We start from the raw sequence: 19,483 nt of genomic DNA on the forward strand, positions 1-19,483 counted from the left end.
TTGAGTCCAGTCGAATACCGAACTCAATCCAGCCAATCAGCTGCATAATAAAACTCTAATTTTTGGGGGTAACCACCAGAACCAAGCGTTTTTTTATGCCCAATATGTAATTGTATCCATAATGCCAATCAACAACAGAATCACTCCGGCAATTCTTTGGATAAATTGCCCAATTTTCCGGCTTTTTCTCATCAAGGAACCATCCATACCTAATACATAAATGATCATTAAAAATACGATGAGCGGGACAGATGTGCCAATCGCAAAAATAGGAGGGAGGACTGCACCATAAGTAGAATTTAAAACTAAAGGCATAAGCCCAAAAAAGAATAGTGAGAACATCGTCGGACAAAACGAAATAGAGAAGATTGCCCCCATTAAAAATGATCCCAATTTTCCGTTCCCTTTAAATGCTGGCATTTTTCCACTTACTCTAGATACCCATTTAAGTTGAATCACTCCGATTAGGACAAGTCCCATAATGATGAACAATGGACCCATTAACTTTCGAAAAATCGAAAAATATTCAGGGAGCATCATTTGCAGCTCTTGACCAAGAAGCCAGACAAAAAAGCCTAAAGCTGAAAAAACGGTAATTTTTCCGATTATAAAAAAGAATGCTTCTACCCAATGATTATTCGTCTGAATGCTTTTGTTCCCATAAAAGGTAATTGCACCCATGTTTCCTGTAAGCTGACAAGGTGCCAGCGCACCAACTAAACCAAGTATAAAAGCACCCAGCAATGGAATTTCTTTACTCTCATCAACCATGGATAGAAAAGGACCACTTAAAGCTTGAGAAAGATCATTGAGCAATTGATACATCTTTTTTCCTCCAAAGCTGTAGGATATCTTACTATTAAGAATACCAAATATACACGCAAGTGATTTCTTAATTAATTACATATTCGTTAACTTTTTTAAGAGAAGAGGATGTTTCTTATTCCGTTTGGACTTGAATAAGATCGAAAGTGCATCCGTGCTTGACTTTATTTTAGGAATGGAAGGTGTAGTTTAGAAAGTAGGATTGATTATTATTAATAAAGGTTGATTAAAAGTCCTGTGTTAATATGCAGAATTTTGTTATTCCACGATCAGAATATATAATAGATTAAGATAAAATTATCATAACAAAACAGCCGCATTCGTTTTAGAAAATGCGGTTTCAGACTGTTCACATCTAATTAATTTTACTTTATATAGGATTTTGCACCTCATAACTGCTTTTTACATAATCAATAAATCTATTCAGATTTAGGGGAAATTCTTTGTCATTTTTACGGCTGCAAATATAAACAGGTCGTCTTACCTCAATTTCATTAACAATCACTCTGCCTATTTCCCCTCGTTCCCAATATTCTCTAACTGCTAGTTGCGGAGCTAGCATCGTACCATATCCAGCAACGACAGAACGAATGGATTCATTTAGACCATGATATTGCAATCCAATTCTGGGGATAGGGACACGATAGACTTTGCATAATGAAAATAGGATTTCCCTTGTAGAACTTCCGTCTTCTCTTAATAAAAAAGGCTCCGTCATCAATTCTCTTAATGAAACTTCTTGTCCATCATATTTATGACCATGTGGGACAATAAACCAAAAATCGATATCCATTAAGTGATCAAGATAAATATCAGGATTATTCCACTCTTCTTTCACTACGAAAGCAATATCAGAATTATAGCGAAGTAAGTTTTCTAATACTTGATTGGAATTGCCGCTATAAAGGTTCACATTAACAGATGGGAAATCCATTTTGAATTTTGCCAGCCATACAGGTAATAAAAAATTAGCTGGCAAATAGGTGGAGGCTATTCGCAGTTCTTGTAATTCACCATTTTTCAGCTGAAAAAGCTTATTTTCAATATCCTTTTCCATATCAAATAAGGTTAGAGCACGTTCAACCAAGAACTCTCCTTCTTTTGTAAGATTTATCCGTCTTCCCACTGTTTCTATTAGTTTTAGTCCTGTTTCCTTTTCCAAATTTCTAATTTGAATGGTTACTGCCGGTTGGCTAATTGAAAGAGCATCAGCTGCTTTTGTTACACTTTTTAATTCAGCTACTTTTATAAGGAGGCGCAACGCATGAAGATTCATACTCGAAATCCTTTCATAAAATTTATTTATGAATTGACTAAAAATATATATTAGATTTATTAATAATCATTATATATCCTTTTATTATCAATGACGATGAAAAAGGAGAACATAATGAAAAAACAAATAATTCTATTATTTTTTCTTATCTTAGCTCTGTATTTAGTGAGTGCTTCATTCTTAAACTTTCATTTAATTATCCTATTCTTTATCGGAATCATTTCTTCTTTTATTGGAACTTTAGCAGGTGGAGGCGGACTGATTACACTTCCTGCGATGATATTAACTGGTATTCCTATTCAGACTAGTATTGCGACTAATAAATTTTCCTCAGGTATTGCTGCATTTTTAAGTGTATTCTATCTTATCCAACAGAAGCACCTAAGTATTAAAACAATTATTCAAAATTTATTTTCAGCATTTTTAGGAGGAGTTGGAGGGGCTCTAATTACGACGCATCTCTCTGAAAAAACAATGAATATGATTGCATTCATTCTTTTGTTTTTTGCTTTAATTGTTACTTTGAAAAATAAGGGATGGAATGAGACGGGTCAAGGTGCTCATCATGAATCAACTAAAAAAATATGGACACATTTTGTTATCTTTTCTATAGCAGCTTATGATGGAGGATTTGGTCCCGGCTCCTCCACATTTAGTATTTTGTACTACATGAAAAAAGAACAGACTTATATAAAAGCTGTTCAACTAACAAGGGTTTTAATTTTTGGAAGTTGTGCAGGAGCATTTATCATTTTTTATCAAACTGGATTTATTCAATGGTCATATGCTTTAGCGATGGCTATCGGTTCCATTATTGGCTCTCAATTTGGCATACTTGTTTTACCTAAAGTTTCATTAAAAATGGCAAAGTTATTATTAATTACAATTATGTTCTTTTTGATTACACAGATGGCTTATAAAATATTTTAAATTTAAATATAGATAGAAGGGTTAATTTTTAACATTATTAATATTTTGTTGTTCATCAAATTAACTAAAAGGTTATCACTCAGACCTCAAACCTTCAGAGGAACAATTCTTCCAAGCATACCATAAGGATCAGTATCAAGCAGAAATCGAAATAGAAAATCATAATGAAAAATTTTGTTGATTATTATCTTCGATATTTGTAACACAATTCCTATTATTGATATTCTATGAATATCCCATTGACTGTTCTAGATAAAATAATCTTATTTGATAAAAAAATTACTGCTGAAGAGGAAAAGCTTCACTCAATTGGGAACCTTTATAAATGAAATTGTCATGATGTTTTATATCACATGTACTCTTATAAAGAGACGTAGGCAAAATGGCGTAGTAAATTATTTCTATTCTATAAATTTCATTAGTAGATTTGTAAAAAAACGTAAGGAAAAAGATCGGATTTTGTTAACACAATCTTTATTAAGCTATAAATATATCTACATACTGCTTCAACATTCCTTTCCTAGAATATATTTGAATATATATTTTAGATAGGAGATGGAGAAAATGAGCAAAAAATTATTAATTGGTACAGGGGTGGCCTTTTCGTTGTTATTCAGCTCATTCAGTCAGGCGTTTGCAGAAGAACCAACAGTAGGCGAAAGAAAACAAGTGGATAATGTAGCACACCGTGGTGCAGCAGGGTATGCACCCGAAAATACGATTGCTGGTTTTGATCTAGCAGTTGAGATGAAAGCCGATTATATTGAAATCGATGTACAAAGAAGTAAAGATGGTGAAATAATAGTGATACATGATACAACAGTAGATCGTACAACTGATGGAACGGGAAAAGTAGGGGATTTAACATTTGAACAGCTTAGAAGTCTTGATGCAGGTAGTTGGAAAGGGGAACAATTTGCAGGAGAACCAATTCCAACATTTGAAGAGATTCTTGATCGTTACCATGGAAAAGTTGGAATTTTAATAGAATTAAAGGCTCCGGAGCTTTACCCAGGTATTGAAAAACAAGTGGCAGAAGCATTAAAAGAACGAAATCTCGATAAACCGCAAAATGAAAAAATCATTATTCAATCTTTTAACTTTGAATCAATGAAAAGTATGGACCAGCTTCTTCCTAAAGTTCCAATCGGTGTATTAACTTCTAACCTTAAAGATACAACTGCGGAAGCTTTACAAGAATTTTCAACCTATGCGGATTGGTTTAACCCAAGCTATGGAATTGTGACAGAAGAATTAGTCAATCAAGTTCACTCTCTTGGTATGCAAATAGGATCATGGACGGTACGAAGTCAAGAAGCAGCGGACTTTCTATTCGATATGAAGGTTGACGCGATCATCACTGATTACCCGGATTATGTAGATCCTAGAAACTAATATTTTTGTAAAAAGGTTTAAGAAAAGGGATAGGTGCTATTCCTTTTTTTATTTGGATTATTGTCATAATTACCTTCAATACGAAATTAGCCAATTAAAAAACTGTTTCTTACTCAGAAACAGTTTCATTCTTCACGAAGCTTTTTTTGAACAGCCTGATAAAAAACCTCTGGATCATCAACATTTAAAATAATTCGTTTGACTTCTTTTTTTATTCCATAATTGAAGTTCACCTCTTGAGGCTCCTTTAGATTTATCTCAAATTGTGGTTTTTCTTGAAAAAAGTCAATAACCCTTGCATCAAAAAGGTTATTCATCTCTCTTTTATTCAACTTTTCTGGACCATCGTAATATTTAATTTCTTTAATCTTCGCTAAAGGAAGATCCATGCTTTTGGAAAAGCCAGTCTGCAGAAGAAGGCGATCTGTTGTGAGTACGAACGGAGTAAGACGAATCGCATGAATTTCAGCCAGAAAATAAAGAATGGCATATAAGTTAATGAATAAAAGAATGCAAGAAGCCATTTCATTCCATTGATGAAGAAAATAATGAAGGCCAATCGATTCAATGACTGTCGCATGAATAAGCATGATATAAACGGCATTAACACTCGACTTTTTATGATAAGTGTAGGAGTACCCGTTTTGAATATTTGCCTTTCTCCGCCAAGTAAACAGAGAATAATAAAACATGGATACCTCCGTCAAGAAAACTGCAACAAGACGATTATTCGGAAGATGAATTTGAAGAGTTTTCCTAACATTAAATTGAAAAAGTGAATCTTGATTCGAAATGGATCGATAATTTCTAATGAGTCTAGGCAGCTTTGATATAACCTTATAAATTATGAAGAGCTCAACTATAACAAGCAATCCTTCGGAAAGGAAAATAATATATGGCAAAAAAGAATATTGTGAAAAATGCTCATTCGGAATAATAAAGTAGGCAGCACCATATGCAGCAATGATGACAACCCCCATGTACTTAAGTGAAAACCTCTTCCGAATGATAAAAAAGTAAGCGAGCAAAGGAATTACAATCATGAAATCGAGTATGGAACCAATTACCGCACCACTAGGTACGGGCTCTAATATTGGTATGCTATATAAAATAAAATTTGCAGTGAGTATGAAACTAATAAAAATGAAAAATAGGAGAAGTTTTGTCCTTTTTGCATTTGTATTTGTCAAATATATCCACTCCTTCGATTTAATTATACTGTATTTAAACAAGAAGAAAAACAAAAAATGCAGCAATGGCCAGATGCTGCATGTAAGAAAAGTGTGTTAATTTTTTGTAAGGATTCGGACAGCCCTTGCAGTTGTTTCTTCGCTAGGCGGCACTATCTCTTTTAAAGGATATTCTAGACCAAGCGCTTCCCATTTATATACACCAAGCTTATGGTAGGGGAGGACTTCAACTCTTTCCACATTAGTTAATGAACGGATGAACTTACCTAGTTTTATTAAGTCCTGTTCATCATCTGAAATGGTTGGAACAAGTACATGGCGTATCCAAACTGGTATTTCATTTTCAGACAAGTAGCGAGCAAATGTTAAGATATGTTCATTTGTTAAACCAGTCAGTCTTTTGTGTTTCTCTTTATCAATCTGTTTTAAGTCGAGTAAAACGAGGTCAGTATATTGCAATAACACTTTTAATTGTTCTTGAAATAACGGTGAATTTGAATAGCAGCCACCAGATGAATCAATTGTAGTATGAATCCCAGCCTCCTTACATTTTTTAAAGAGTTCAATAAGGAAAGGGATTTGCAGCAGCGGTTCACCACCGCTAACAGTAATGCCGCCTCCAGATGCTTCAATGAAAGGAAGGTAGGAATGTAAGTCAGACATGATTTCAGAAACAGACATTTGCCTGCCTGTGCCTATCTCCCACGTATCCGCATTATGGCAATATTGGCAGCGCAGCAGACAGCCCTGTGTAAATACAACATATCGGATGCCGGGTCCATCAACAGTTCCAAATGTTTCAATTGAATGAATGTTTCCGATCATAATTATCTTCCTTTCATTTGAGCGGTAGAAAGAGTGTGCAAGAATAGACAATAATACTGGTTTCTTGAACGCTTCCGCTTTTCTTATTACATGGTTTCGTGAAACGTACGATTTATAACGTCCAGCTGCTGTTCTTTCGTCAGCTTAATAAAGTTTACCGCATAACCTGATACCCTAATTGTTAATTGCGGGTATAATTCTGGATGCGCCATTGCATCTACCAATGTTTCTCGATTAAAGACATTCACATTTAAGTGATGCCCCGTTTTAATTGTGTAGCCATCAAGTATAGATACGAGATTACGAATACGGCTTTCATTATCCTTACCTAACGCTTTAGGCACAATCGAAAATGTATTTGAAACACCGTCCAATGCATATTGATAGGGGAGCTTCGCTACTGAAGAAAGGGAAGCGAGCGTACCTTTCGTATCACGGCCATGCATTGGGTTGGCTCCTGGTGCAAACGGTTCACCTGCACGTCGTCCATCAGGTGTATTTCCCGTTTTTTTCCCATACACCACATTGGACGTAATTGTTAAAATAGACAATGTATGAACGGAATCACGATAGGTTTGATGCTTTTTCAGTTTTTTCATAAAGCGTTTGAGAATATCAACCGCAATGCCATCTACACGATCATCATTATTCCCGTATTTCGGAAAATCGCCTTCCGTGATGAAATCAACTGCTAAACCATTTTCATCTCGAACAATTTTTACCTGTCCATATTTGATTGCGCTTAATGAATCTGCAACAACACTTAGTCCTGCAATACCCGTTGCCATGGTACGAATAACATCCGAATCATGGAGCGCCATTTCAATTCTTTCATAGCTATATTTGTCATGCATGAAATGGATAATATTTAACGTATTGATATACAAATCTGCCAGCCATTCCATCATATGATCAAATTTATTCATTACTTCTTCGTAGGTAAGGTGTTCTCCAGTTATCGGCGCATACTCAGGTCCGACTTGAGCATGTAGCTTTTCATCTTGCCCTCCATTAATGGCGTAGAGAAGGGCTTTCGCTAAATTAGCACGTGCACCGAAGAATTGCATTTGTTTACCAATTTTCATTGCTGAGACACAGCAAGCAATTCCATAATCATCGCCAAATTCAGGCAGCATAATGTCGTCATTTTCATATTGAATAGAACTCGTCTCAATCGACATTTTTGCACAATATTGCTTAAAGTTTTCAGGCAGTTTCGATGACCAGAGAACAGTTAAATTTGGTTCAGGTGCTGGGCCAAGGTTATTTAAAGTATGAAGGAACCGGAAAGAATTCTTCGTCACTAAAGGCCGACCGTCCAATGCCATCCCGCCAATTGATTCCGTTACCCATGTTGGATCCCCACTAAATAATTCATTATAATCTGGCGTTCTTGCAAATTTAACAAGACGAAGCTTCATAACGAAATGATCAACAAGTTCTTGCGCTTCTTGTTCAGTCATCACACCGTTTTGAAGATCTCTTTCTAAATATATATCAAGAAAAGTCGATACACGCCCAAGACTCATCGCTGCACCATTTTGTTCCTTTATTGCAGCAAGGTAGGCAAAATAAAGCCACTGAAATGCTTCTGCTGCACTGCTGGCAGGCTCTGAAATATCAAAGCCATAAATTAGTGCGAGCTGCTTCAATTCTTTTAAAGAACGAATTTGTTCTGATATCTCTTCACGAAGCCTTATATTTGCTTCTGTCATTACACGGCTCGTTGCTTTTAAATCCTCTTTCTTTGCTTTTATTAGTGCGTCCACACCATAGAGCGCAACTCTGCGGTAATCTCCAATAATTCTTCCGCGTCCATAAGCATCCGGTAAACCTGTAATAATTCCTGCTTTACGAGCAAGCTTTATTTCATCTGTATAAGCATCAAATACACCTTGATTATGCGTCTTCCTATACTCAGTAAAAATCTTTTCCATTTCATTACTAGCTTCATAGCCATAGGATTCACAGGCGGAAATTGCCATCCGTACGCCTCCATAAGGCTGAAGGGAGCGTTTAAAAGGCATTTCTGTCTGGAAGCCGACAATTTTTTCTTTGTCTTTATTTAAATAGCCTGGTCCATGTGAAGTGATTGTTGAAACAATCTCAGTATCCATATCAAGGACACCGCCACTTTCTCGTTCCTGCTTAGTTAGTTCCATCACTTGGTTCCAAAGGGAAGTCGTTGAGTCTGTTGGGCCTTCAAGAAAGTTATCGTTTCCAAGGTAAATAGTGAAATTGTTTATAATAAAATCACGGACATTTACTTCATTTTCCCAGTTTCCGCTTTTAAAGCCTTTCCATTGTTCCATTGTCATTCACCTCAGGGTTTAGAGTTGTATAATACAGTTCTTATAATTTTTACAATTTGAGTATAACAGATATTTAGTGAAGGACATCACAATCTTTTCGACTGAATTGTGAACATTGATTTATCAATGATTAAATGAAGAGGAATGGTTGATGATAAAATATCTTTTTCACTTCTTTAACTAACTGTATTATAACGGAAATCAAAGTTCGTATTACTGTTATATAAATTTAGTTCAATTTAATTTAGCAATGACAAAATACAACGGATATGGAAATATAGCGAAATGAATAGGCAGCATTTACCGGTTTAATAGAATAAGTGAGTTTGGTTTAATAGAATTATGAAAACAATTAAAAAGATATCACTCACTATTCTATTGTCTGTTGCTCTAGCCCTTGGACTTTCTATTAATGCAAGCGCCTCTACCGTACATACTGTGCAGTCAGGTGATACCATGTGGAAAATTGCTGTCAAATACCAAATTGGTGTACCTGAAATTATCAGCGCAAACAAGCAAATCACGAATCCTAACATGATATATCCTGGACAAAAAGTGAATATTCCTAGTTTATCAGTTGCTACAACGAGTGTAGAAGATCAGGTTGTACAACTTGTTAATCAGGAAAGAGCTAGGTATGGACTAAACCCATTAAAATCAAATTGGGAGCTTGCGAGAGTTGCAAGATACAAATCTCAGGATATGATTGATCGTAAATATTTCGACCATAATTCACCTACTTATGGAACACCATTCCAAATGATGAAGAGCTTCGGCATATCATACCGTTCTGCTGGAGAAAATATTGCTGCTGGACAATCTATTCCAAACGAAGTCGTTCAAGCATGGATGAACAGTGAAGGGCACCGCAAAAATATTCTTTCCAGTACTTTCACAGAAATCGGGGTTGGATATGTAAAAGGTGGCTCCTATGGACATTACTGGACGCAAATGTTTATTTCTAAATAATCTACTTAGTGATTAAAAAATATTATTTTGAACTAACGCTATTTATAAATGCTTTTTGAAAAAAAGTTGAGTTGATAGGAGTGGAAGATGCAAGAATGCTGCTCAGAGGAGTGGTGCAAGTGAAGCTTCACATTGGTTTATTCACTTTGGAGGTGCTCACTTGCAAGCTTTCTGAAGCACGGGAATTCATTTTTACCCATATAAGTTAATGACACCCGCTTAAATTAAAAAGAGAGGCACCGGAAATTTTTCCAGTGCCTCTCTTTTTAATCAACAACAATGTATGCAATCATTGGTCCGTTTTGTGATTTATCTTGGTGAGTATGACAAATTAATCGGTAGACCCCATCTTTTTTAAATTGTAATGGAACAACAGTTTCTTCGCCTTTTTTCACAATTCCTTTAATGTCTGTCCCTTCAATAGAAAAGGGATGCTCAGCTCCATTTATACCTGAGATCATTAAATTTACTTTTTCTCCCTTTTCCATAAAGATTGTTCCTGGATCCCAACGATAAGATTCAATTTCTTTGCCATCTGATAAAGTTGCTTTAAATTCTCCCGTAACCATATGAATCTCGCGAACTTCATCCTTCATTTCTTGATTAAACACTGTCTCAGAACCTGTGTTCATAATTAGCCAAATAGATGCCGACGCTACAACAGTAAGTAAAATGAAAAACATGATAATGGACCTTTTCTTCAACACAAAAAATGGCATTTGTTCTCCCCCTAATATATGGTTTTCCATTATTATAGATATGCAGGTAGGGGGGGAGAACTTGTCTACTTTATCATTAATTTCATTTATAAAATCAATCTATCTAAATCGAGAGGCTGCAAGCAACATAAAAAAAGAAATTATAATCATCGTTGTGACAAGAAGCCAGGCTAATTCCATATTGCCAGATTCTATTGACATATAAATAGCAGTAGACATCGTTTGTGTTTTACCAGGTATATTGCCTGCAAACATTAATGTAGCTCCAAATTCTCCTAAAGCTCTGGCAAAGCTAAGAATCGCACCGGATATAAGAGAGTGATAAGCAAGAGGCATTGTTACTAGAAAAAACACCCTCCATTCACCAGCACCATCCACTCTTGCAGCTTCTTCAATGGCAGGATCAATAGTTGAAAATCCTGTTTTTGCAGATTGATACATGAGTGGCAAGGCAACAACAGTAGATGCAATAACACCTGCCCACCAAGTAAACATCACTGGCTTGCTGAATAACCACTCGATTAAATTACTGATTGGACTTGTATTCCCGAAAACCACTATTAATAAAAAACCGATAACTGTTGGCGGGAGCACAAGAGGGAGCAAAATGATTGTTTCAGCAATAATCTTTCCCTTAAACTTCTTTTTAACCATAAATTTGGCTAGAAGAATTCCAAGTATGAAAACAATAATTAGTGAAACAAAGGCAATTTTTAATGAGAGCTGTACAGGGAAAAAAAATGCATCATTCATTTCTATCAATCCGTTACTATAAATCCGTATTTTTCAAATATTTCTTTAGCAGAATCCTTTTGGAGAAATTGAAAAAAGCTTTCGGCTGCTTGCATATGTATCGTTCCTTTCACAATTCCTACGGGATAAACAATTGGATCGTGACTTTTCTTGTTAGCTTCTTCAACAATTTCAACTTTGTCAGAAGATAACGCATCAGTCTTATAGACAATCCCCGCATCGACATTTCCAGTTTCTACATATGTTAACACTTGTCTCACATCTTTTGCAAAGACAAGATGATTCTCCACTTGATCCCAAATATTCATATTTTCAAGTGTTTGTTTCCCGTACATACCAGCAGGAACTGCTTCAGGTGTTCCAAGTGCCAGTTTCTTATTCTCAAAGTTTGTCAGATCTTTAAATCCTTTTATCCGATTTTTCGATTCTTTTGGTATGATTAAGACAAGAGAGTTTTCCAATAGATCTTTTCCTTGAGTTTTATCAATAATACCTTTTGTAACGAGTTCATTGTACTGATCCTTCGCTGCGGAAAAGAAGATATCGACAGGGGCACCTTGAATAATTTGCTTCTGTAGAGATCCTGAGCCTCCATAATTAAAGAAAATTTTAATATTCTTATTTTCCTGTTCAAAGAGGGGTTTCATTTCATTCATCGCATCTTCTAGACTCGCAGCCGCTGAAATCGTTAGCTCAATAGTTTCTGTTTTTTCTGCATCGGCAGTCTCTTTTGATGATTGATCCGTTTGCTTATTTGAGCATCCAGAAATAATCAGCATGAACAGCAGAAGTAGTAAAGATATTAACCCTTTATTTTTCATTTTTCAATCTCACTTTCTATTTATATTTTTATTTAACACGTTATAATTAATTATAATTAGTTATAACTAATTATAACAGTAATATTTATCACATTATTACAAATGATTGGATGGATTCTATGTCTGATAAAGATGTGTCATACACAATTGAAGAAGTCGCTTCCTTATTAAAGGTATCTAAGCTTACTGTTTATGATTTGATAAAAAAAGAGGAATTGCCATCTTATCGAGTTGGCAGGCAAATGAGAGTGGACATGAAGGATTTAGAGGAATATAAAGATAGAAAAAAAACTGGAGGAAATATAAAAATTTCAGTTAGTCAAAGCTCTATTCCTATCAGCCAGCCAAAACCATTTGTAATTAGCGGGCAAGATCTAGCATTAGACTTACTCGCAAAGAAACTGGAAAAAGGCGAAGAAGAGTTAAGACCTTTACGTATATATTCTGGCAGCTTAAACAGTTTAATTGCTATGTACAATAATCAATGTGATTTAGTGAGCCTGCATCTTTATGACGGAGATACAGGGACATATAATATTCCATATGTAAAAAAAATCCTCACAGGTTTTCCGTTTATTGTCATTAACTTTTTATCTAGATGGGCTGGGTTCTACGTGAAAAACGGGAATCCGAAAAACATTAATAGCTGGGTTGATTTAAATAGAGAAGATGTGAAAATTATTAACCGAGAAAGAGGGTCAGGTGCAAGAATTCTATTGGATGAACAGTTGAGGGTTCATGGGATCAGATCAAGTGAAGTGAATGGCTACTTCAGTGAAGAAACAAGTCATTTAATCATTGCATCATCGATTGCTGGCGGGAAAGCAGATATTGGGATTGGAATTGAAAAAGCGGCAAAAATTGTCGGTGTTGAATTTGTCCCGCTAATTAAAGAACGATATGATCTTGTGTTAATAAAAAATGAAGAAAATAAAGAAATCATTAATCGAATTCATCACATATTAAACTCAGAGGAGATGAAGAAAGACATTCAATTAATGGGGGATTACGATATGACTGAAACAGGAAAGGTTATGTATGAAACCTTTTGAAAATTAAAAGACTAAAGAGAGTCATTCTTTAGTCTTTTATCCTATTTTATTGTAATCTTGATTCCACCTGAGAACAAACCTCATCTGCAGTTAATCCGCTCGCTTCGATGACAGGTGCTTTTGTCGATACATCTTGCATACCCATTACATTTGAATCCATTCCACTTACCACACAGCACGAGCAATTTTCTGCATCGGCAGCTGATTTCAAATCAACGACATCATACCCTTTTTCCCTAAGTGCTTCTGAGACATTAGTTAGCGATTGTTCCACAGCAATTTTTTTCATAATTAATCACACCTCCTATGTTGTATAATGCCTTTTCCTTCCCTCAATTATTCTCACTTTTTCAAGTATAAAATTGAAAGGAGAATGAAAAAGTAAGGGGGGAGGTGATTACATATTGGGAAAGCGTAAAAAGGACCCATCAAAAGCAGGATTGAGCTCCCCAGAAGTAAAAGGGCAGGGGACAACTAATATAGAAACAGGCGGTTTCGCTTCATCTTCTTCACGTCATAAAAAGAAGAAACAGGATATATAAAAAAGCGGAAGCACCATTTTTAGCTCTCTATGGGACAGGACCCACTTTTAGGCGTATATAAAGGAAATACGAAGAGCGGTAAGCGCATTCGTGCTTGAGTTATTGCATGTGGGGAAGGGAGTTCTAATAAAAGCTGTGCTTCTTTAGATAGACAGTACTCAAATATAAAAGATGTTATACTTTATTACGATAAAAAAAGAAATCGGCTCAATGCCGATTTCTTCATTTTCATAAATACTCGCTTATTTATACATTTCAGCTATTTGCTTTTGCAAATCGCCATTTTCTAAATATTCATCGTATGACATTTGTTTATCAATCATGCCATTTGGAGTTAATTCGATAATCCGATTGGCAATTGTTTGAATAAACTGATGGTCATGGGAAGCAAAGATCATTGATCCTTTAAAATTAATTAAACCATTATTTAGGGCAGTAATTGACTCTAGGTCTAAATGGTTCGTTGGTTCATCAAGCATCAACACATTTGCACCAGTTAACATCATTTTCGATAGCATACAACGAACTTTTTCTCCTCCAGAAAGCACGCTTGCTTTCTTTAAAACTTCCTCGCCAGAGAATAGCATACGCCCTAGGAAACCTCGAAGGAAGCTCTCACTTTGGTCATTTGGTGAGAATTGTCGAAGCCAATCAACAAGATTTAAGTCACTGTTTTCAAAATACTTGGAGTTGTCTTTTGGAAAATAAGCTTGAGAAGTTGTTACTCCCCATTTAAATGTACCACTATCCGCCTCTAATTCACCAGCTAAGATTTTAAATAATGTTGTCTTTGCAATCTCATTCGTTCCTACTAAGGCAATTTTGTCATCCTTATTCATGATAAAGCTAATATTATCTAAAACTTTAACTCCATCTACGGTCTTACTGATTCCTTCTACACGAAGTAAATCATTGCCGATCTCCCTTTCAGGGGTAAATCCGACAAATGGGTATTTCCGAGAAGAAGGCCTAATGTCATCTAGCGAGATCTTATCTAAAAGTTTCTTACGTGATGTAGCTTGCTTTGATTTTGAGGCATTTGCACTAAAACGAGCGATAAACGCTTGTAACTCTTTAATTTTCTCTTCTTTTTTCTTATTAGCATCTGAAGCCATCCTAGATGCAAGCTGGCTGGATTCATACCAGAAATCGTAGTTTCCAACATAAATTTGAATTTTCCCATAATCAAGATCTGCAATATGTGTACATACTTTATTCAAGAAGTGACGGTCATGAGAAACAACAATAACTGTGTTTTCAAAGTTGATCAAGAATTCTTCTAGCCACTGAATTGCTTTAATATCCAAGTGGTTTGTAGGCTCATCCAATAGTAATACATCTGGCTTGCCAAATAATGCCTGTGCAAGCAATACCTTTACCTTTTCAGAACTAGATATATCAGCCATCTTCTTCTCATGAAGATCCTCACCTATGCCAAGACCTTTCAAGAGAATTGCCGCTTCAGATTCTGCTTCCCATCCGTTAAGCTCAGCAAATTCACCTTCAAGCTCAGCAGCTTTCATTCCATCTTCATCCGTAAAATCTGCTTTCATATAGATCGCATCTTTTTCCTGCATAACTTCAAAAAGGCGTGTATGACCCATGATAACCACTTTTAATACTTCATGTTCCTCATACTCATAATGGTTCTGTTTTAATACAGCCATCCGCTCACCAGGCCCAAGCTGAACATTACCCGTTTGGGATTCAATTTCTCCTGATAAAATTTTCAAAAACGTTGATTTACCCGCACCATTGGCACCAATTAAACCATAGCAATTGCCGGGTGTAAATTTAATATTCACATCTTCAAACAGCTTACGATCGCCATAGCGAAGACCTACATTACTAACCGTTATCATCTATTTATATTCCTCCAAAAAACATAATCCATTAAATTATAACATTTTCCTCAATGAATCGCGAATATTATTGAAATCTATAATTTCTAATCACGAACTATTTATCATTTAAAAATCAGAAATTTTTGATAACTAGAAGGAAGTGGCATGAATTTATCGAATTATAGTAAGAAAATTAATTTTTGTCTTCAGTTAGAAGGAGGAAATAAAGCAAAATGGAAGTCATTCAGAATAGACAAACAAAGCGTAAAGCCAATTGGAAGAAGCTCTCCCTTTGGTCATTAGCTATACTAGCGGCAATCATAGTGATTGCAGCCATTTCATTATATCTATATATTTCGCGGTCACTTCCCGTGACGAAAGGAGAAATAGCAATCGGTTCCATTACATCACCTGTTCAAGTAACACGGGATGACAATGGTGTACCGCATATTCTCGCAAAAAATGAACGAGATTTATATATTGCCCAAGGGTATATACAGGCTCAGGATCGTCTCCTTCAAATGGATCTAAGCCGCCGGCAAGCATCTGGCAGGCTAAGCGAAGTTATTGGAGAGGCAACTGTGGATAATGATAAGTACTTTCGTACACTTGGATTAAGGCGAGCTGCCGAAGCCTCGTATGATCAATATTCTGAAGAAGCAAAAGAGATATTGGATTGGTTCGCAGAAGGTGTAAATATTTACATAAAAGAACATGAGGAAAACGGAAAATGGCCAATTGGCTTCACGCTATTAGGCTATGAGCCAGAGGAATGGAAGCCAATTGATTCCTTAACCATAGGAAAATACATGGCATATGATCTTGGAGGTCATTGGGAAAACCAGGCATTTAGGTATTATTTGCTCCAAAACTTTACTGAGGAAGAAGCATACGACCTATTTCCTTCTTACCCGGCAGATGCACCATATATCATTGGCGCAGATAAGCTCAATATAGAAAAAAGTTTGGCTTCAGCAATCATTCCGCCAGAATTTAATGGAAGCAACAACTGGGTTGTCAGCGGGGAGAAAACAGCCTCTGGGAAACCATTATTAGCAGATGATCCTCACTTATCGTTAAGCACACCTTCTATCTGGTATCAAATGCATTTACAAGCACCCAAAATGAATGTTAGCGGTGTGATTTTTGCAGGAATCCCAGGGATCATATTAGGACATAACGATCAAGTGGCATGGGGGGTAACAAATACCGGACCCGATGTTCAGGATCTATATATCGAAAAAAGAAATCCAGACAATCCAAAAGAGTTTCTTTATAATGACAAATGGGTAGAAGCTACAATAGTGAGCGAGCCAATTAAGGTAAAGGATAAAAAAACAATAGACTATGAAGTAACAATCACCCGTCATGGACCGGTTATTTCCGAATTTGCAGAAGAAAGCGGAAAGGAAGACGTACTGTCCCTGCAATGGACAGCACTTGAGCCCTCCATTGAATTGGAGGCAATCATCGAAATGAACAAGGCAAGTGATTGGAAACAATTTGAAAAAGCACTTGAACTTTTCCATACACCTGCTCAAAATTTTGTATTTGCCTCACAGGATGGGACAATTGCCTATAAAGCTAACGGAAAGATCCCGATCCGTAAACAAGGACAAGGACTTTTGCCTGTCCCTGGATGGACAGATGAATATGGATGGGAAGGATATATTCCATATGAGGAGCTTCCTAAAACAGTTAATCCAGAGGAAGGGTTCATTTCAACCGCAAACAATAAGGTTATAGATGAAAGTTATCCTTTCCATATTAGCAATGATTGGGCACAGCCTTATCGTCAAATGAGGATTCAGGAATTCTTAAAGACTGATGAAAAGCTCACTGCAGAGGATATGATGGCTTTGCAAATGGATCAGGAAAACTTACAGGCAGAAGAGTTTGTTCCAATTTTTATAGATAATCTGGATGCCTTATTAAATGGAAACGAAAAAGAAGCCATAGCCATTTTAAAAGACTGGGATTATCAGGATAGTAAAGATGAAGCAGCTCCATTGATCTTTAATCTTTGGATGAAAAAGATTTCAGATGTCCTATTTCAAGATAAAATTTCAACTGAAATGAGAGGATTATTCAAGGGTCAAAAACAAGCAGTCGATGAATTAATTAGAAGAGCAGCGAAAGGTAATGAAGGACCATGGATAGAGGAAAAGGGCGGACTTTCTAATGTATTGCACGAATCTCTAAAACTAGCACTAAAGGATGCCGAAAAACTGCAGGGAACTACAATTTCTAAATGGAAGTGGGGAGAATACCATCAAATATACTTCCCGCATTCGTTATCTAGTGTCAAACCATTAAATTACTTATTTAATAAGGAAGGCAGTATTCCAGTAGGAGGAAGCTCGGTAACTGTACAAGCGGCAGCAAATAAGGAAGACGGCACCGTTAATCATGGTGGCTCCTGGAGATTTGTCATTGATACAGCAGATATGAATGTTGGCTATCATCTAGTCGGACCTGGTCAATCAGAACATCCATTAAGCAAATGGTATCACAATCAGATGATGGCATGGGTTGAAGGGGATTATCATCAAACCTATCTAGCTGATGTAAAAGGTGAAAAACTGACACTTAATCCATAAACGATTATCTTTGAATATATTGTGAAATATGCCAAATTCCTCATTAAATAATTTTTAAAAAACGACCTATTGTTCATAATTTTTTCATATTTTTCATGTACAATAAATCCATACAGGCAGGATAAAAAAGGAGTTTTTATTGTGGCCAAAAAACAGCTCGTTGAATTAGTAACCCGTTTAAAAAAAGCAGGTATTAATGTAAGCTTTACAAAACCAAGATCAAAAATGCTGATCGCACTTCCACAAAACAAAAGATTAACTACTTCAACAAATTAGTATTACTAAAAATGCTGTCACTAAAGTCAACGAAAATGGCTTTTAGTGGCAGCCTTTATTTTACTTAGTTTTTCTTTTAGCTATTTTTTCACGGTCCTCAAATTGCGGGGGCTGTTCCAGCCAATTTCGCTCTATCATTAGATCCATCCCATGTTCACCAAAAGCTCCAGCTTTAGACATAAACCCAAGGTACATAGAAATAATATCCCTGCGCATACTTGTCGAAATTCCAGTACCATAAGCGGCTACTCCAAGAAAGGAGAGTGTCCCTACGATATAAAGCATGAGTTGGTCTGAAAATGGAGAGGTAGTCGAATTAGTAACATTTTGATCCCAAGACATGGCCGTCGGCACATCACTTTCTTCAAGTACCTCATGAATGGAGCTCATGAGATGAGTGCAAACATGTTTCCCGCGAAGAAAATAATCACGCAGCACTTGCTCTGATGCAACTTGCGAAAAACCAATACAAGTCGCCTTGCCAACTTCATTATTGATCGCATTCATCATTAAATGTGTTGCTTCAATTCCTAATAATGCTCGGCGTCGTCCAAACCACCCAGTTAAGAATTTCTGTTCATCAACAAAATCAATCTCTTCCGGATAATTCATTAAAGGCATCCGCACAAATACGCCCTTTTTTTGCATACAAAAAACTGCATGCTGATAAACCAGGGAAGTATGATTCAAGAAGTCATGATACATCTGACAAATATCTTCCCGTGCGGACATGGTAAGTGAACTTGTATGGGAGATGACTCCGTATCTAGCTAACTGCACGACAAATTGCATATAAAAAATATCAGAAAAAAGCCTAGGTGCATTTGACACAACATGCTTTTCTAACGGAAAGCCTTGTGGCACTACAATGTTTTCTTTAAGAAAAATTGCTTCTATTATATTCTTATGGTTGATTGCGACTTGTAAGGTTTCTTCAAGTATTGTTTTTACTTCTGGATCTTCAACTGTTTCCATAAAATGTGTTATCACACAAATAACCATATTATCGTTTATAAACGTTCCCCATAAGCTAGAAATTTCTGCACAAGTCAATTTAACAAATTCAGTTTTTTCACCCATTTCATCTTCCTCCTTTTCCCTACTTTCCCCGATTAATGGAAAAACCATGCAAACCTCTTTTCTATAAATTTAGA

At 36.1% G+C, this 19,483-nt stretch carries 18 protein-coding genes; 7 read left to right on the top strand and 11 right to left on the bottom strand.

Annotation, left to right across the window (positions count from 1 at the left end; genetic code table 11):
* Positions 1-93: 93 nt before the first annotated feature.
* Together ASU02_RS08125 and ASU02_RS08130 are read right to left on the bottom strand one after the other, a co-directional pair.
* Positions 94-825, bottom strand: coding sequence for an urease accessory protein UreH domain-containing protein (locus tag ASU02_RS08125; RefSeq protein ID WP_057762860.1), 732 nt, complete (start codon positions 823-825; stop codon positions 94-96).
* A 370-nt stretch (positions 826-1,195) separates the two neighbouring features.
* Positions 1,196-2,101 carry a LysR family transcriptional regulator gene (locus ASU02_RS08130; protein ID WP_057762862.1) on the bottom strand — a complete coding sequence of 302 codons (906 nt, stop codon included), beginning with the start codon at positions 2,099-2,101 and terminating at the stop codon, positions 1,196-1,198.
* A gap of 114 nt (positions 2,102-2,215) precedes the next feature.
* Between ASU02_RS08130 and ASU02_RS08135 the strand changes: the two genes are divergently transcribed.
* A complete protein-coding gene (locus tag ASU02_RS08135; protein WP_082631735.1) occupies positions 2,216-3,031 on the top strand; it encodes a sulfite exporter TauE/SafE family protein in 816 nt (271 codons plus the stop codon).
* Between the two features lie 564 nt (positions 3,032-3,595).
* Positions 3,596-4,426: a glycerophosphodiester phosphodiesterase gene (locus ASU02_RS08140; protein ID WP_057762864.1), complete on the top strand. Its 831-nt coding sequence runs from the start codon at positions 3,596-3,598 to the stop codon at positions 4,424-4,426.
* 125 nt (positions 4,427-4,551) lie between these two features.
* Here the strand turns inward: ASU02_RS08140 and ASU02_RS08145 are convergent, their stop codons facing one another.
* From ASU02_RS08145 to pflB, 3 genes are all read right to left on the bottom strand, one after another.
* Complete coding sequence (locus ASU02_RS08145; RefSeq protein ID WP_057762866.1) at positions 4,552-5,616, bottom strand: hypothetical protein; 1,065 nt, start codon at positions 5,614-5,616, stop codon at positions 4,552-4,554.
* A 96-nt stretch (positions 5,617-5,712) separates the two neighbouring features.
* Entirely contained in the window at positions 5,713-6,441 is a 729-nt protein-coding gene (gene pflA, locus ASU02_RS08150; RefSeq protein ID WP_057762867.1) for a pyruvate formate-lyase-activating protein, read from the bottom strand.
* A gap of 86 nt (positions 6,442-6,527) precedes the next feature.
* Positions 6,528-8,753, bottom strand: a complete 2,226-nt coding sequence (gene pflB / locus ASU02_RS08155; protein ID WP_057762869.1) for a formate C-acetyltransferase — start codon at positions 8,751-8,753, stop codon at positions 6,528-6,530.
* A 342-nt stretch (positions 8,754-9,095) separates the two neighbouring features.
* Between pflB and safA the strand changes: the two genes are divergently transcribed.
* A complete protein-coding gene (gene safA / locus ASU02_RS08160; RefSeq protein WP_082631736.1) occupies positions 9,096-9,722 on the top strand; it encodes a SafA/ExsA family spore coat assembly protein in 627 nt (208 codons plus the stop codon).
* 266 nt (positions 9,723-9,988) lie between these two features.
* Here safA and ASU02_RS08165 read toward each other — a convergent pair whose 3' ends face one another.
* From ASU02_RS08165 to modA, 3 genes are all read right to left on the bottom strand, one after another.
* A complete protein-coding gene (locus ASU02_RS08165; RefSeq protein WP_057762873.1) occupies positions 9,989-10,441 on the bottom strand; it encodes a cupredoxin domain-containing protein in 453 nt (150 codons plus the stop codon).
* A 99-nt stretch (positions 10,442-10,540) separates the two neighbouring features.
* A complete protein-coding gene (modB, locus tag ASU02_RS08170) occupies positions 10,541-11,194 on the bottom strand; it encodes a molybdate ABC transporter permease subunit (RefSeq protein WP_057762874.1) in 654 nt (217 codons plus the stop codon).
* Positions 11,195-11,199: 5 nt separating this feature from the next.
* Complete coding sequence (gene modA, locus ASU02_RS08175; RefSeq protein ID WP_057762876.1) at positions 11,200-12,015, bottom strand: molybdate ABC transporter substrate-binding protein; 816 nt, start codon at positions 12,013-12,015, stop codon at positions 11,200-11,202.
* 119 nt (positions 12,016-12,134) lie between these two features.
* Here modA and ASU02_RS08180 point away from each other — a divergent pair, with 119 nt between their 5' ends.
* Positions 12,135-13,067 carry a substrate-binding domain-containing protein gene (locus ASU02_RS08180; RefSeq protein ID WP_057762878.1) on the top strand — a complete coding sequence of 311 codons (933 nt, stop codon included), beginning with the start codon at positions 12,135-12,137 and terminating at the stop codon, positions 13,065-13,067.
* 46 nt (positions 13,068-13,113) lie between these two features.
* On the opposite strand, the gene ASU02_RS08185 is transcribed toward ASU02_RS08180, so the two are convergent.
* Positions 13,114-13,356 (bottom strand): YkuS family protein, encoded by a 243-nt coding sequence (locus ASU02_RS08185; RefSeq protein ID WP_198317420.1) that lies wholly within the window; start codon positions 13,354-13,356, stop codon positions 13,114-13,116.
* Between the two features lie 115 nt (positions 13,357-13,471).
* Here ASU02_RS08185 and ASU02_RS25725 point away from each other — a divergent pair, with 115 nt between their 5' ends.
* Positions 13,472-13,609 carry a YuzL family protein gene (locus tag ASU02_RS25725; RefSeq protein WP_082631737.1) on the top strand — a complete coding sequence of 46 codons (138 nt, stop codon included), beginning with the start codon at positions 13,472-13,474 and terminating at the stop codon, positions 13,607-13,609.
* 242 nt (positions 13,610-13,851) lie between these two features.
* Here the strand turns inward: ASU02_RS25725 and ASU02_RS08190 are convergent, their stop codons facing one another.
* The gene (locus ASU02_RS08190) at positions 13,852-15,471 is read right to left on the bottom strand and encodes an ABC-F family ATP-binding cassette domain-containing protein (protein WP_057762883.1); all 1,620 of its coding nucleotides are present in this window, start codon (positions 15,469-15,471) and stop codon (positions 13,852-13,854) included.
* Positions 15,472-15,686: 215 nt separating this feature from the next.
* Here ASU02_RS08190 and ASU02_RS08195 point away from each other — a divergent pair, with 215 nt between their 5' ends.
* Together ASU02_RS08195 and ASU02_RS27185 are read left to right on the top strand one after the other, a co-directional pair.
* Complete coding sequence (locus ASU02_RS08195) at positions 15,687-18,053, top strand: penicillin acylase family protein (RefSeq protein WP_057762885.1); 2,367 nt, start codon at positions 15,687-15,689, stop codon at positions 18,051-18,053.
* Positions 18,054-18,194: 141 nt separating this feature from the next.
* Entirely contained in the window at positions 18,195-18,329 is a 135-nt protein-coding gene (locus ASU02_RS27185) for a hypothetical protein (RefSeq protein ID WP_256376271.1), read from the top strand.
* A gap of 60 nt (positions 18,330-18,389) precedes the next feature.
* Here the strand turns inward: ASU02_RS27185 and ASU02_RS08200 are convergent, their stop codons facing one another.
* Positions 18,390-19,409 (bottom strand): DUF3231 family protein, encoded by a 1,020-nt coding sequence (locus ASU02_RS08200; protein WP_057763136.1) that lies wholly within the window; start codon positions 19,407-19,409, stop codon positions 18,390-18,392.
* Between the last annotated feature and the right edge of the window lie 74 nt (positions 19,410-19,483).

The organism is Cytobacillus praedii (assembly GCF_001439605.1).
GTDB classification, from domain to species: Bacteria; Bacillota; Bacilli; order Bacillales; family Cytobacillaceae; genus Cytobacillus; species Cytobacillus praedii.

What these genes read in the sequence shown, in the direction of transcription:
- ASU02_RS08125 (WP_057762860.1), bottom strand. Translation starts at nt 825, where the DNA reads ATGTATCAATTGCTCAATGATCTTTCTCAAGCTTTAAGTGGTCCTTTT.
- ASU02_RS08130 (WP_057762862.1), bottom strand. Translation starts at nt 2,101, where the DNA reads ATGAATCTTCATGCGTTGCGCCTCCTTATAAAAGTAGCTGAATTAAAA.
- ASU02_RS08135 (WP_082631735.1), top strand. Translation starts at nt 2,216, where the DNA reads ATGAAAAAACAAATAATTCTATTATTTTTTCTTATCTTAGCTCTGTAT.
- ASU02_RS08140 (WP_057762864.1), top strand. Translation starts at nt 3,596, where the DNA reads ATGAGCAAAAAATTATTAATTGGTACAGGGGTGGCCTTTTCGTTGTTA.
- pflA (WP_057762867.1), bottom strand. Translation starts at nt 6,441, where the DNA reads ATGATCGGAAACATTCATTCAATTGAAACATTTGGAACTGTTGATGGA.
- pflB (WP_057762869.1), bottom strand. Translation starts at nt 8,753, where the DNA reads ATGGAACAATGGAAAGGCTTTAAAAGCGGAAACTGGGAAAATGAAGTA.
- safA (WP_082631736.1), top strand. Translation starts at nt 9,096, where the DNA reads ATGAAAACAATTAAAAAGATATCACTCACTATTCTATTGTCTGTTGCT.
- ASU02_RS08165 (WP_057762873.1), bottom strand. Translation starts at nt 10,441, where the DNA reads ATGCCATTTTTTGTGTTGAAGAAAAGGTCCATTATCATGTTTTTCATT.
- modB (WP_057762874.1), bottom strand. Translation starts at nt 11,194, where the DNA reads ATGAATGATGCATTTTTTTTCCCTGTACAGCTCTCATTAAAAATTGCC.
- modA (WP_057762876.1), bottom strand. Translation starts at nt 12,015, where the DNA reads ATGAAAAATAAAGGGTTAATATCTTTACTACTTCTGCTGTTCATGCTG.
- ASU02_RS08180 (WP_057762878.1), top strand. Translation starts at nt 12,135, where the DNA reads ATGTCTGATAAAGATGTGTCATACACAATTGAAGAAGTCGCTTCCTTA.
- ASU02_RS08185 (WP_198317420.1), bottom strand. Translation starts at nt 13,356, where the DNA reads ATGAAAAAAATTGCTGTGGAACAATCGCTAACTAATGTCTCAGAAGCA.
- ASU02_RS08190 (WP_057762883.1), bottom strand. Translation starts at nt 15,471, where the DNA reads ATGATAACGGTTAGTAATGTAGGTCTTCGCTATGGCGATCGTAAGCTG.
- ASU02_RS08195 (WP_057762885.1), top strand. Translation starts at nt 15,687, where the DNA reads ATGGAAGTCATTCAGAATAGACAAACAAAGCGTAAAGCCAATTGGAAG.
- ASU02_RS08200 (WP_057763136.1), bottom strand. Translation starts at nt 19,409, where the DNA reads ATGGGTGAAAAAACTGAATTTGTTAAATTGACTTGTGCAGAAATTTCT.